The sequence below is a fragment of the Gilliamella sp. WF3-4 genome, assembly GCF_001690275.1.
GTDB lineage: Bacteria > Pseudomonadota > Gammaproteobacteria > Enterobacterales > Orbaceae > Gilliamella > Gilliamella apicola_C.
In genome coordinates, this window is the sequence record NZ_LZGW01000020.1 from 78,469 (window position 1) to 92,491 (window position 14,023).

Genomic DNA, 14,023 nt, shown 5'->3' on the forward strand with positions numbered 1-14,023 from the left:
TTTTATATTCCTTAATCATTTAAAATTCTAATTTCATCACCCACAAAAAGTTGCGCAGGAATTTCCCCTTTTACGTGAACAGTTCCGGGTAATTCGGCTTGGCTATTACCATCAAATCTTAATGTGATATGACCTAATTCACGTAAGTTAACATTAGCAACTTCGCCAACCGATGTGATGTTATAAATATGATTGCCTAATTGAAGTATCTGCCCCACTTGTAATTCCAGTTTTAAATCATCATGACTATGAACAAAACAGTAGTCCGCTAAATCAGCAGGCGCACCGTTTTTAAACAGGATTAACATACCGTCAGCTAATGCTTCTTGGGCAAACGCACCAATTTGATCAATTTTTGCATGATAGATAACATTTGACATGATTAACCTTCTTATCTTTACACTTAATACAGGATTTTTATTTCTACCATTGTTTTAAATTAGGGGCAGATGCCCTGACCTTTAAAACAATTTATTGGTATATAAATAACGAAACCGCCCATGCGATTAATACTGTTGGTGCACCTGTTAAAAAACGACTAACCAATACAGATGGCACACCCACTCTCACCGTATCTTGCTTGGCTTCAGCAAGCGATAAACCAACAGGAATAAAATCACATGCCGCTTGTGCATTAATTGCAAACAACGCTGGCAATGCTAAATGAGGCGGAATATTGCCAAGCCCAATTTGTACACCAACTAAAGTACCAATAACTTGGGCAATAACCGCGCCAGGGCCGAGGAACGGAGAAAGCAATGGGAAAGAACAGATCAAGGCTAATATAATAAGTCCTATAGGGTTGTTGGCTAACGGAACCAATCCATGTGCAATAAGGTTGCCTAACCCAGATGCAATAATGATCCCGATTAATGCCGATACAAACGCCATAAAAGGAAGTATTGTTTTAAGTACTGTATCAATAGTATCACGACCAGCTTGGAAAAAAATTGCAACGCCAGATCCCATGCCTATACCGATTTTTGCTAATAATCCATCACTTTGTTCTGTAATTTTTTTACTGCTGTCATATTCCTTAAATTCAGACAAATTATTATTTATTTGTGATTCTTTAACTATTGATGAGGTTTCATCTGCAACATCACTATCTTTTTCTATCAATGAAATATTTTGAGGTTTTACTGCTGAAACATAGATATCTTCAACGATATATTGAGCTAATGGACCAGATTTACCTGTTGCATGAATATTAATCGTTGGCACTCGGTTTTTGGGATAAATACCACAACGTAATGTTCCACCACAGTCAATAACAGCTACGCCAATTTCCTCTTTAGGTGGTTCTCCCTCTTTGAAACCATCAATGGCTTTCCATCCAGTTAACTCCACGAGGGTGTCAACAATCGCTGGGCGAGTACCAGCAGCAATATAGACAATCTTTTTTCCTGCAATAATAGGAAGATCCAAAGGCCCCCCCCAACCCGCTTCGCCTTTTTCGATATGAATAAATTTAGTCATTTTTGTATTCCTTATCATTATCATTTTTTTATAGATGAACTGTTCTTGCTAATTTAATACCCATTTTTCGCTCAAAAATGACAGTGCAAAAGTCTGTGATCCAACCTCTAAAGAAGTTAGTAGCCAAACCGACAAGGAAATAACTCACAGCAAGAGGACCTAAAGGTAAATGTAATGTAGTTAAACCCGCTGCCACACCCAAATATACAAAAAGTTCACCTGGATTGACGTGTGGAAATAACCCATTCATTGAATGGCAACTATAAGAAGAAGCAGCATAATAACTTGGTTTGTAAAACTCTGGCATAAAGCGCCCCAAACTTAATGTCATTGGGTTACAAAAAACAAAAGTTCCAATGAGCGGTAGTAATAAATATCTAGAAATTGGGTTACCTGCACATGCTTGCGCTAAACGTTCGATACGTTCCTGCCCTATAAATTTAATCACTGCATTCATCACTACAAGTAATGAAATTAATAATGGCAAAATGTTAGTTACCATTCCCATAAATACTTTGCCTCCTTCTTGGAATAAGCCAATAAACCACTCGGCACCAAATGAAATAGCATCAATCATGTTGTCTCCTATTAAGTTAAATTTCGGGAAAATACTATCAACTCTAGAAACAAAAAACTTTTAAGATGATCACAATTTAAAATATTTTATTTCATTTTGAAAAATAATATTTCAAATAAAAAGAAATGAGAAAAGTAATAGGTTAATAAAATAGCAATGATAGTAAAAAATTAATGTTTTTTTATTGGACATTAACCTTAAGTTGGCGTAATTTTAGCAATACGGGTATTTATTATTCACTTTAAGGAGAATATATCATGGCTAAAAGTACGACTTCTGCTAAAAAGCTACAACAAGCAGCGATTTTGTTTCCAACTGATTTAGGTCAAAAGGCATCAAAAGATATTTCTGGAGCAATGAATTCTGTTTTAGCAGATGTATTTGCTCTATATTTAAAAACCAAAAACTTTCATTGGCACGTTAGTGGTCCACACTTTCGTGACTATCATTTAATGCTAGATGATCAAGGTGAAGAGCTATTTGCAATGACAGATCCAATTGCCGAACGTGTACGTAAGTTAGGTGGCACAACACTTCGTTCAATCGGTCATATTGGTAAATTGCAAAGCATTGCTGATAACGATGCTGATTTTGTTGAGCCATCAGATATGCTTGCTGAACTTTGCCAAGATAACGTAAGATTGACAGAACGCATGCGTGTAGCGCATGATATCTGTGATAAATATAACGACACTGCTACTGCAAGTTTAATTGAAGAATGGATTGATCAAACTGAAAAGCGTGCATGGTTCTTATTTGAAGCCGGCCGAAAAGTCGACTCATCAGGACATTAATAAATAATTATTAATGATAATAATAAGAGGCATTGATTATGCCTCTTATTAAAAATATGTGGAGATTTAAGATGAGTAAAAAAATTGCTGTATTAGTAGGAAGTTTGCGTAAAGACTCTTATAACTTAAAAGTAGCAAAAGTTTTCCAAAAAATCGCACCACCATCACTTTCATTACAAATTATCCAAATTGGGGATTTACCTTTATATAATGAAGATATTGATACTGATGCCCCTCCTGCCTCTTATACTCGTTTTCGTCAAGAAATAGCTAATTGTCAAGGCGCCATTTTTGTAACGCCTGAGTATAATCGTGGCTTACCCGCCGTTATCAAAAATGCAATTGATGTGGGTTCTCGACCTTATGGTAAAAGTATCTGGTCTAAAAAGCCTGCTGCAATTATTTCTGTTTCACAAGGTGCAATTGGTGGGTTTGGGGCTAACCATCAGCTACGTCAATCATTAGTATTTCTTGACATGCCAACATTACAACAACCTGAAGCTTATTTTGGCAGTGTAAGTGCGGCTTTTGATGATCAAGGCAATGTTACCGAAAAAAGCAAAGAATTTTTGTCATTATTTATTAACTCTTATGCTGCTTGGGTTGAAAAACTAAGCTAATTGATATACATTTTCATTATCACAGCCAAAATGATTTGGCTGTGTATTTTATTCGGTAAATCAATTTATATTCCGCTGTAATGACATTATCTATTCCCAAGAGCGAACAAGAACTATTAGATCGTGCACAATTAGTTGCAGGATATTCTTTTGGAGATATAGCACAATATTTAAACATTCCAATACCCGATAATTTAAATAAACAAAAAGGTTGGGTTGGTAATCTTATCGAAACTATTTTAGGTGCAAATGCGGGCAGTAAAGCTGAGCGCGATTTTGCTAATCTAGGTATTGAGCTAAAAACAATTCCCGTTGATAAACAAGGTAAACCTTTAGAAACCACCTTTGTCAGTGTTACGCCATTAATGGCTAATCATGGTGTTATTTGGGAGACAAGCCATGTAAAATATAAACTCGCCAAAGTGTTATGGGTTCCAATTGAAGGGGAAAGAACAATTCCGCTTATTGATCGAAAAGTGGGTAACCCGATTTTATGGACACCCACTCAAGCACAAGAACAACAGCTTAAACAGGATTGGCAAGAATTAATGGATATGATAGCACTAGGGCAAGTTGAAAAAATTACTGCAAGATACGGTACTTATCTACAAATTAGACCAAAGGCAGCCAATGGGCAAGCGCTCACCGAAGCAATTGGTGAAAATGGTGAAATTATTTTAACTCGCCCACGTGGGTTTTATTTAAAAAAAACATTTACTATGCAAATATTGCAAGCGTTAATACGATAGTCATTTTAAGTGCAATAGAATGATTTATAGTTGAAAATATTGATCGTATAACAGAATATACTGGTTATATGTGCTTTTAATACCAACTCTTACCTAACTATTGAAATTTTTGACAATAGTTCAATCTCTCACTAAAAAATAAATAACTTCTTTACTCTCATTTTCACAAAAATACTACCTTCATCACATTTTTTCACATTTATGATTTACTTTGAGCATATGTGAATATAAAGTTACTTCAACATTTGTGATTGAAAAAGAGAATTTGTGAGGGATTTTAAATGAACATTATTTTAGCTGGACACGGGAAAATTGCCCATGAAATGAAAAATAGTATTGAAATGATTGCAGGCCAATATCCTAATTTACATTCAATAACTTTTGAACCAGGAAATAGCATTGATGATTTAAAAGATAAATATCTAAAAATTATTAATCAATCTGAAAGCAAACAGTTTGTCATTATTACCGATATATTTTCTGGTAGCCCTTATAACGCAGCGGCCATGCTAGCTATGCAATCAGATAGTATAGAAGTCATCAGTGGTTTGTCTTTGCCCCTTTGTTTAGAACTATTAAATCTTGATTTTTCACTTATCAATATTGAAACCGTATATGAACAATTAGGTGAAGTTAAATTAGATTTTATTAGATCTTTCAAATCATTATCTAAAAGCATATCTCCAGAAGAGGAATTATAAAATGATTATAAATTTAGTTCGTATTGATGATCGATTAATTCATGGTCAAGTTACCACCGTTTGGACAAAAGAAGCTAAAGCAGAAAGAATTATCATTGTCTGTGATGAGGTCGCTAATGATGAAATACGTTCAACTCTAGTTAAACAAGCTGCACCTCCTGGAATTAAAGTTTCGGTGATTAGTATTGATAAAGCCGCTGCGGTCTATAAAAACCCTAAATATGAAAATGATACTGTTTTTTACCTTTTCACCAACCCAACCGATGTTTTGAGATTAATCAATGCGGGGGTTCCTATTAAAGAGGTTAATATTGGAGGAATGTCGTTTAAAGAGGGGAAGAAACAAATTACCAAAGCCGTTTCTGTTGACAAAAACGACATATCTGCATTCAAAAAAATGCATGAGATGGGTATCAACCTGTGCTTAAAAGTCGTCATTACTGATCCGAATGTTGATTTTATCGAACTTATCTAGACGGTTAGTCATACTAACTAACACAATAAATGGTAGGAGAAACACATGGACATTTCAGTACTTCAAATCATATTGATTTTTATTTTCTCGTGTATCGCAGGGATGGGAAGTGTGCTTGATGAGTTTCAAACTCACCGTCCATTGATTGCATGCACTATGATCGGCTTAATATTGGGAGATATAAAAACAGGGGTTATTTTAGGAGGAACTCTTGAACTTATAGCATTGGGGTGGATGAATATAGGAGCAGCACAATCACCAGATTCAGCATTAGCTAGTGTAATTTCAACAACCTTAGTTATTGTAGGAAAGCAAGATATTCAAACAGGAATAGCTATAGCCCTTCCCGTCGCAGCAGCAGGACAAATATTAACTGTTTTTGCAAGAACCATTACAGTGATATTTCAGCATGAGGCAGATAAAGCAGCTGAAAAGGTTCAATTTCGAAAAATTGAATTACTCCATTTTAGTGCGCTTTTTGTACAAGCATTAAGAGTCTCTATCCCTGCCTCTATTGTTGCAATTTATGTTGATGCAAGCACTGTTCAATCCTTATTAAACATGTTGCCAGATATTGTCACTGGTGGGCTTTCCGTAGCTGGTGGATTTATCGTTGTTGTCGGTTATGCAATGGTGTTAAACATGATGATTGTTAAATATTTAGCCCCATTTTTCTATTTAGGTTTTGTTCTAGGTGGGTATTTAAATTTTAGTTTACTTTCATTTGGTATTTTAGCAGTTATTTTTGCCATTATTTATGTTCAATTAAATCCAAAATTTAATGTAATACCAAATAATAACAAATTTGCAAATCAAGCAACAAATACCAATCAAACAATTACCGATGATGAATTAGACGATTAACTTATAAGGATTTATTATGGAAAAGACATTAAAAACCGTTCAAAAAAAAGACGTGATTAGTACATTCATTCGTTCTAATTTTCAACAAGCCTCTTTTAATTATGAACGTATACACGCACTTGCTTTTTGTGTAGATATGATTCCAACAATCAAACGAATTTATCACACTAAAGATGAGCAACGTCAAGCATTAAAAAGGCATTTATCTTTTTTCAACACGACCCCAGCAATGTGTGGACCTGTGCTTGGCGTAACAATAGCGATGGAAGAAGCAAAAGCAAATGGTGCACCAATTAATGATGGAACAATCAATAGCCTAAAAATTGGGTTAATGGGACCTTTAGCTGGCGTTGGCGATCCTCTAGTATGGGGCACATTGCGTCCTATCACTGCGGCACTTGGTGCATCTTTAGCACTCACAGGTAATATTGCTGGTCCATTATTATTTTTTGTTTTATTTAATTTGTTCAGACTTGCTATGAAATGGTATGGCTTAACCTATGGATTATCGAAAGGAATAGGTATTGTTAAAGATCTTTCGGGTAATATTTTACCTAAAATGACTGAAGGTGCATCTATTCTTGGTTTATTTATTATGGGTGTACTCGTGACAAAATGGACTTCAATAAATATTCCATTAGTGGTATCTAAAACAACCGATGCGAATGGTAATGAAATCGTTATGACAGTACAAGGTATACTTAACGATCTTGTGCCCGGCTTACTCCCCTTGGGGCTAACATTGTTAACAATGAAGTTACTCAGAAAAAAAGTCAGCCCAATTATCTTAATTTTTGCCTTATTTGCTGTGGGTATCATTGGCTATGGATTAGGTATTTTAGCTTAAAATGCCAATAAAAATCTTAAAAAATTAAGTCTCATTTTGAATCAAAAAATTACAACAATTTGTTATAAATACAGTTTTTTCTTACAACTACTAGTATCACTAGGTATTTAAACAATATTGAAGTTAAATTTGTATAAAGTTTAATTTATTAAAGAGGAATGTATGAAAACTCAAGCAGTTAGATTATACGGAAAAAATGATCTTCGGTTAGAATCTTTTGAGCTTCCACCTATATCCGATGATGAAGTATTAGTGTCTGTCATTGTGGATAGCATCTGCATGTCTTCCTTAAAGCTAGTAAATCAAGGTGAAAATCATAAGAAAACACCACCAGATCTAAAAAACAACCCAATCATTATTGGACATGAATGCTGCGGCGATATTGTGCAAGTAGGTAAAAATTGGCAACATAAGTTTAAAAAAGGACAAAAATACGTTATACAAGCTAACTTACAACTTATAGATAGCCCTTATTGTGTTGGTTATTCATATCCAAATACAGGCGGATGTGCAACTTATATGATTGTTAATCATGACGTATTAAAACAAAATTGTTTAATTCCTTATGATGGAAAAACGTATTTTGAAGGTGCATTAGTTGAACCTTTATCTTGTGTTATTGGTGCATTTAATGCTAACTATCATTTAAAGCCAAATAGTTATGATCATCTTATGGGGATAAAGCCTAATGGAGAACTGCTCATATTAGGGGGGACCGGTCCAATGGGTATGCTGGCAATAGACTACGCTTTGGGAGGGGACATAAAACCTCAAAAAGTAGTTGTCACAGGGAGAAGTAAAGAAAAAATAGCACTATTGAAAAAATTATACCCATCACGCAATGGCGTTGAGCTTGAATTTATTGATATATCTGATAGTGAAGATCAATTGTCTTTATTACAAAATACATCTTCCAAAAACTGTTTTGATGATATCTTTATCTTTTTACCATCAAAAGATTTGATTCATTTAGCATCGCAATTATTAGCTTTTGATGGTTGCTTGAATTTTTTTGCTGGTCCCCAAAATAAAAATTTTGAGGCTGAAATTAATTTTTATGATGTTCATTATAATTTTACGCATATTGTTGGAACTTCTGGAGGAAATCCTGATGATATGCATTCAGCCGTTAAACTAATCGAATCGGGTAAGGTTGATGTTGCTAAAATTGTGTCTCATATAATGGGAATTGATCAAGCTTGTCAAATCACCCAAAGACAAAATGAAATTAAAGGCGGAAAAAAATTGGTTTATACTCATAAAAAATTTGAAATAAAAGGCTTAGATTCTTTAACCGATAACGCTGATGATATTACATTGAAAAAAATATTAGATAAAAATCATGGTATTTGGTCAAAAGAAGCGGAAGATTTTGTATTAAGTCATTTTCCTGATATTTAGTTTTAATTTTTTGGTATACTTTAACTACATCAAAATGCCATTTTATGAAGTATCATAAATGGCATTGGTATTTTTGAAATAGATAGTGATTTTTAAAAACCATGACTAATAAGATAATATCACCATGATTAATAACAACCTTGGTAACTACGATTTTGAGCAACACAAGTTATTAGTAAAAATTGCTCAACTCTATTATGAAGAAAATAAAACTCAATCCGAAATAGCCAAAATCGTAAACATACATAGATCAAGCATTAGTCGAATGTTAAAAGTAATACGAGAATTAGGCATTGTTTCTATATCAATTAACTACGATTTACTACCCAACATTGCATTAGAAGAAGAAATTCTTAATAAATTTAATTTAAAACAAGTTATTGTTGTACCAGTCAATCAAAATATTAATAATGACAGCAAAAATCAGATTGTCTGTAATGTTGCTGCAAATGTATTATTCAAGAATATTCATGATGGCGATATCATTGGCATTTCATGGGGTCGCACTATTAATTATATTGTTAATTGTTTAAAAAATGACAACATCAAATTTAAAAATACAACCATTGTACCAATGATTGGCGGACCTTCGGGAAAAATTGAAACAAAATACCATGTCAACAATATTGCTTACAAACTATCCAACAAATTAAATAGTAAGGCTATACTTATTGATTACCCTGCCATTGTTGATACTGAAAAATTAAAATTAGAAATTGAAAAAACTCAACATATGAGAGAGTTAAAAGATTGGTGGAGTAAAATTACAATAGGGCTTTTTAGTGTGGGTTGTCCTGCTATCTCCAAAAGTTCTATTTGGTATGGCTTTTATGGCGAGTTGTTTCAAACGATTGCTAATAAAAAAATTGTAGGAGATATTCTATCTCATTTTTTCGATCAAAAGGGAAATGAATTAGCAACACCATTTTGTAAACAAATTATCGGGGTAACATTGGATAATCTGAAAAAAATTCCTTTAAAAATATGTGCGAGTGGTGATCCGGAAAAAATCAATAGTTTAATTGCGGCACTAAATGGAAATTATATTGATATATTGGTAGTTAGTGATGAAATGGCAACACAATTAATAGACTAATTTTCAACTAAAATGATTTGCCAATAGTTTGATTTACTTCAGTCTTTATTACTTAGTAATATTGCCTATGAAGCAGTACGTTATAAAAAACTATGAAATATCAAACATTAAAATTTTTGAGTTTCTTTGGTAATTATAGAGTTGTTTCTTTTTAATTGGCAAATCATCCACTTCAGCTGGATAGAATCCTTTTTCTCTAAACCAGTGAATGCTACGTGTCGTTAAGACAAATATTTTTTCTAATCCTAAATTATTAGCTGTTTCGACTATTTTTTCTATTAATAAATCACCACGAGACGAATTGCGATACTGTGGGTGAATAGCAACGCAAGCCATTTCACCCATTTTTTCTTCTGGGTAAGGATAAAGCGCTGCACATCCAATTGTCATGTTATCACGTTCAATAATAGTAAATTTGTCAATCTCAATCTCTAATTGTTCACGTGAGCGTTTGACTAAAATACCTTGTTCTTCAAGTGGGCGAATAAGCTCTAAAATCCCCCCAATATCATTAATCGTTGCTAAGCGAATCTGCTCAGAATGCTCCATAGAAACTTGTGTTCCAATCCCATCACGCGAAAATAATTCTTGTAAAATAGATCCATCTAGCAAATAACTGACTAAATGACTTCGTCTTACTCCGTTACGGCATGCTTTCGCCGCGGCTCGTAAAAAGCGTGATTCGCTCGATAAATGTTTTCCTTGTTGCTCTTTTTGATTGACATAATTGTCAGCGTCAATAGGATAAAGATCAGTGATAACCAGACCATGCTCATCTAAAACACCTTGCTCAGCACAAAAACTGATTAATTTATCCGCTTTTAAGCGAATAGCAACTTCAGCAGCAACATCTTCTGACGCTAAATTAAAACTTTCACCAGTAACCGATACCCCAACAGGCCCCAATAGTACAATAGATCCTCGCGCTAACTGCTGTTCAATAGCCTCTTTGTTAATACGACGAATTTTTCCTGTATGACAATAATCAACACCATCATCAATCCCCAAAGGTTGCGCAATAACAAAGTTACCACTGACAACACTAATGTGAGCTCCTTGTAACGGCGTGTTATTTAAGCTCATAGATAAACTGGCTGTAATATTAAGCTGCAATAGCCCAGTAACTTGCTTAATAATATCTAGCGTGATTGCATCAGTGATGCGAGTATTTTTATAGTATTTAGGTTTAATATTATAATTTTTAAGGGATTCGTCAATTTGGTTGCGTGCGCCATTGACAATAACAAGTTTAATACCAAGACTATAGAGTAAGCCAATATCACTGATAATGCTTGAATAATTATTACTTTTTAATACTGCACCTGTAAGCAAAATTACAAACGTTTTGCCATGATGTGCATTAATATACGGTACCGAATGTCTTAATCCATCAACTAATTCAGTGGTACGTTCTTTCATTTTTACACCGCCTCAAATGAATATTTATTCATATTTTATGTATTTTTATTTATTTTTAATTTAATAGCAAGGTATTTTTATAAATATTTGTAAGAGTAATTTTTATGAAGATATAAGCCAAGTGCCCATATTGTGATATTTAATAAAGATATGAAAGGTCAGAAGATAGAGGCTTAATCGCTAGCTAAATAAGGAGCATGCTATTGCTTCCATGCTCCTGATATAAAATACTGGCTATTTTTTAACTACAAATAAGATTAATTATAATCAATTATTTTGTTTTCTATTCATGAAGCTTGTGATTTATATTTTTGTAAAATCAATCACCTTTTTAAAACGATAAAAAATAATTGAGCCAAATATGACACTTGATAATGCGATAAAAAAGTCAATTAAAATAGCATAACTTACATTGATCATGGTTAATTTGGGTACGATAAGTGGTATAACAACAAACGCTAATCCGCTAAAAGTATACATACAACCGACAGCAAGACCTTTACGAGTTGGAAACATTTGTTGCATCACAACCAAAGTTAATTGTAGCACCCCCCCAGCAGCAGTAAATCCCATACCAATTGCAGCTATAACACACATTACTGGCGAGATATGAAAATAAAAAATAATTAATACCAACGCAGACAAAGCAGGCAAAATAATGATGCAAAAGATCGGTTTTAATAAATGTTTTACAACAAAAGCAGTAACAAATACAGAAATAATCGATGCTACGCTATAATAACTTATAAGCTGTTTAGCATCAATATCACTCATATTAACACCTTTAATAGCTATAGTCGGCAGCCATTGCAAAATAATGACAAATGTGGCTGTTGTTGTAAATCCCATCAAAATCAATAAAATACCTTCACAGCCAAATGCAGGATTAGATTTAAAATAATTTACTTCCCCTTGGTATCCTTTAATTACTGTATCTTTATGAGGAAATTGTTTTGGCAATAATAAGCCATTAATGACTAAATAAGCAGTAAAACCAAGAAATGCCCAACCATACCATATTTGATTCGCATAAAAGAAAGTAGCAATTAATGGAAGAATTAGGGTGCCAATAGAAATAAATGCTTTTATTAGCACACTTGCCGAACCCGCTGAGCGAGGAAAACATTCAGTCAGTGCAGGCATTGAACCTGTATCTAAAAAAGAGTTGCCTACCCCAATAGCAATTGCTAAACAATATGCAATATTAATATTAGTGCAAAAAATCATTCCAATAAAGAAGATAGCATAACAAGTCATACCAAGATAAATAAATAACTTTCTGCCAAACTTATCGGATAGCACACCACCAACAAACATTAAACATATCTTGCCAATGCCTATACCTGATGCAACATAACCAAGCCCAACTATATCAGTATTTAATTGCTGTGAAAGCGATTGAGAAAATTGCATAATCACAATTAATGCAATGCTTTGAATAATATAGTTAGCATAAATAGATCCAACAATTCCATAAGAATTGACTTTTTGATTATCCATGTGTCGTGCTCCATATGTACAACATAACATTTTAATTTTATTTAAATATATAATTATTAATCAAAAAGATAGCCAGTATAAATTTGTTGCTTAACTTGTACCTTCTTTATTCCTAATTGGCATTATCCTTGTCCTGAAGAACAAGGCTTTGCTGTTTTTTAGATAGAATAGCAAAAGTTTAATTAAGATATAAATTTATATAGAATTCTTTATTAAATTGATTATTTGCTTTTATTAAACAACACCACTTTTTAGGTAATATTTTGGCTAAATTTAACGCTTAAGCATTTCAAGGATTTTCGTGAGAACCAAGTTTTCATCTTGATCAACATTGACCTCATAATGTGCAGCCTCATGATATAAAGGTAGTCTTTCAGTTAATACCTTTTCCATTTCATCAAAAATAGACAAACCCGTTAGTGATGGGCGCTGAGCAACATTAGGATCTTTCATTAAACGCGCTGCTAGTGTTGCTGCAGGTGCTGATAAAAAGATAACCGTACCATTTTGTTTCATAAAATCTCGGTTATGCTCAGCTAATACCATTCCTCCACCAGTTGCAATAACATGATTTGGTTTAGCTATATCAACAAGTACTTGGCTTTCTCTTGCTCTGAATCCTTCCCAACCTTCTTTTTCAACAATTTCAGCTACTGTTTTTTGAGTGGTTTCAAATAAATGCTTGTCAGTATCAACAAAAGAAAACGATAACTTGTCAGCTAACATTTTTCCCATTGTTGTTTTACCCGCAGCTCTAGCACCAACTAAAAAAATTGTTTTATTCATATTGGGTTCTGCCCTTTTAGATTTACAGAATATAGTCACCATGCTAGTGATTCACATTTGTTTTTGCAACATATTTTTACACATTATCTATACAATTGAAAAAATATTTATTTTTTAATCAATTAACTAAAATTTTTTAACTTAAATTTGTAAATTAAAATTTACATTAGTTGTAAATATACTCTATTAGGCTCCTAAAATAATCTTGATTAAGTTAATTAGCATAGTTTTTCTAAACCTCGGAAATAAAGCTCTGTGGCAATCGATTGATGTAGTCGCCATTGAATGATGTCAAGCTCTGGATTTACCTTTTTAAACTCTTCATATGTCATAAAATAGCGAATAGTATTACTACCAACACGATCATTGATGCTATTAATGATAAGATTAATTTTTTCGGTTCGAAGCTTTTTTAGCTCTTGCATAGCCGTTACAATAAATTTGGGCACAGGTGCTATACCTTTTTCCCAATCAAGCCATGTATTTGTATCTGTTTTTCCAATATATTCGCTTGCTTCTGACACTTTTATCATAAGAAAACGACGATACGCTTGCAATTCTACGCTAGTCATAAATACTCCTTATTATAATGTTTTTGCTCTATCCACTTAATGTGCTAATTTTTATTAAACTAATTCATTAATGCAGCGAGTTAGTGATCACTAATATAATGATAAAATTATAAAAAACACAGCTAATTCCAATGTCGTTAGAT

General features: G+C 33.3%; 16 protein-coding genes. 9 read left to right on the top strand and 7 right to left on the bottom strand.

Annotated features, from left to right (window positions below):
• Nucleotides 1-11: 11 nt before the first annotated feature.
• The 3 genes from srlB to srlA all read right to left on the bottom strand — a co-directional run bounded on the left by srlB (nt 12) and on the right by srlA (nt 2,056).
• Nucleotides 12-380, bottom strand: a complete 369-nt coding sequence (gene srlB, locus A9G47_RS05280; protein WP_065580887.1) for a PTS glucitol/sorbitol transporter subunit IIA — start codon at nt 378-380, stop codon at nt 12-14.
• Nucleotides 381-471: 91 nt separating this feature from the next.
• A complete protein-coding gene (gene srlE / locus A9G47_RS05285; protein WP_065568331.1) occupies nt 472-1,479 on the bottom strand; it encodes a PTS glucitol/sorbitol transporter subunit IIB in 1,008 nt (335 codons plus the stop codon).
• 28 nt (nt 1,480-1,507) lie between these two features.
• Nucleotides 1,508-2,056, bottom strand: a complete 549-nt coding sequence (srlA, locus tag A9G47_RS05290; RefSeq protein ID WP_065568330.1) for a PTS glucitol/sorbitol transporter subunit IIC — start codon at nt 2,054-2,056, stop codon at nt 1,508-1,510.
• A gap of 257 nt (nt 2,057-2,313) precedes the next feature.
• Here srlA and A9G47_RS05295 point away from each other — a divergent pair, with 257 nt between their 5' ends.
• The 9 genes from A9G47_RS05295 (at nt 2,314) to A9G47_RS05335 (ending at nt 9,603) form a co-directional block, all read left to right on the top strand.
• Nucleotides 2,314-2,850 carry a Dps family protein gene (locus A9G47_RS05295; protein ID WP_065568329.1) on the top strand — a complete coding sequence of 179 codons (537 nt, stop codon included), beginning with the start codon at nt 2,314-2,316 and terminating at the stop codon, nt 2,848-2,850.
• Between the two features lie 71 nt (nt 2,851-2,921).
• Complete coding sequence (locus tag A9G47_RS05300) at nt 2,922-3,470, top strand: NADPH-dependent FMN reductase (RefSeq protein WP_065568328.1); 549 nt, start codon at nt 2,922-2,924, stop codon at nt 3,468-3,470.
• Nucleotides 3,471-3,550: 80 nt separating this feature from the next.
• Entirely contained in the window at nt 3,551-4,219 is a 669-nt protein-coding gene (mutH, locus tag A9G47_RS05305) for a DNA mismatch repair endonuclease MutH (protein ID WP_065568327.1), read from the top strand.
• 281 nt (nt 4,220-4,500) lie between these two features.
• A complete protein-coding gene (locus A9G47_RS05310) occupies nt 4,501-4,920 on the top strand; it encodes a PTS sugar transporter subunit IIA (protein WP_065568326.1) in 420 nt (139 codons plus the stop codon).
• Nucleotide 4,921: 1 nt separating this feature from the next.
• Nucleotides 4,922-5,395 (top strand): PTS system mannose/fructose/N-acetylgalactosamine-transporter subunit IIB, encoded by a 474-nt coding sequence (locus tag A9G47_RS05315; protein WP_065642365.1) that lies wholly within the window; start codon nt 4,922-4,924, stop codon nt 5,393-5,395.
• Nucleotides 5,396-5,440: 45 nt separating this feature from the next.
• Nucleotides 5,441-6,259 carry a PTS mannose/fructose/sorbose transporter subunit IIC gene (locus A9G47_RS05320; RefSeq protein ID WP_065588857.1) on the top strand — a complete coding sequence of 273 codons (819 nt, stop codon included), beginning with the start codon at nt 5,441-5,443 and terminating at the stop codon, nt 6,257-6,259.
• Nucleotides 6,260-6,275: 16 nt separating this feature from the next.
• Nucleotides 6,276-7,106 (top strand): mannose/fructose/sorbose PTS transporter subunit IID, encoded by an 831-nt coding sequence (locus A9G47_RS05325; RefSeq protein WP_065642366.1) that lies wholly within the window; start codon nt 6,276-6,278, stop codon nt 7,104-7,106.
• 162 nt (nt 7,107-7,268) lie between these two features.
• Complete coding sequence (locus A9G47_RS05330) at nt 7,269-8,507, top strand: zinc-binding dehydrogenase (protein ID WP_065642367.1); 1,239 nt, start codon at nt 7,269-7,271, stop codon at nt 8,505-8,507.
• A gap of 124 nt (nt 8,508-8,631) precedes the next feature.
• A complete protein-coding gene (locus tag A9G47_RS05335) occupies nt 8,632-9,603 on the top strand; it encodes a sugar-binding transcriptional regulator (protein ID WP_065568321.1) in 972 nt (323 codons plus the stop codon).
• Between the two features lie 90 nt (nt 9,604-9,693).
• On the opposite strand, the gene argA is transcribed toward A9G47_RS05335, so the two are convergent.
• The 4 genes from argA to A9G47_RS05355 form a co-directional block, all read right to left on the bottom strand.
• Entirely contained in the window at nt 9,694-11,022 is a 1,329-nt protein-coding gene (gene argA / locus A9G47_RS05340) for an amino-acid N-acetyltransferase (RefSeq protein WP_065568320.1), read from the bottom strand.
• A gap of 303 nt (nt 11,023-11,325) precedes the next feature.
• The gene (locus A9G47_RS05345) at nt 11,326-12,522 is read right to left on the bottom strand and encodes an MFS transporter (RefSeq protein ID WP_065580892.1); all 1,197 of its coding nucleotides are present in this window, start codon (nt 12,520-12,522) and stop codon (nt 11,326-11,328) included.
• Nucleotides 12,523-12,795: 273 nt separating this feature from the next.
• Nucleotides 12,796-13,308, bottom strand: a complete 513-nt coding sequence (gene aroL, locus A9G47_RS05350) for a shikimate kinase AroL (protein ID WP_065642368.1) — start codon at nt 13,306-13,308, stop codon at nt 12,796-12,798.
• A 218-nt stretch (nt 13,309-13,526) separates the two neighbouring features.
• Complete coding sequence (locus tag A9G47_RS05355) at nt 13,527-13,880, bottom strand: Aca2/YdiL-like domain-containing protein (RefSeq protein WP_065568317.1); 354 nt, start codon at nt 13,878-13,880, stop codon at nt 13,527-13,529.
• Nucleotides 13,881-14,023: the final 143 nt, after the last annotated feature.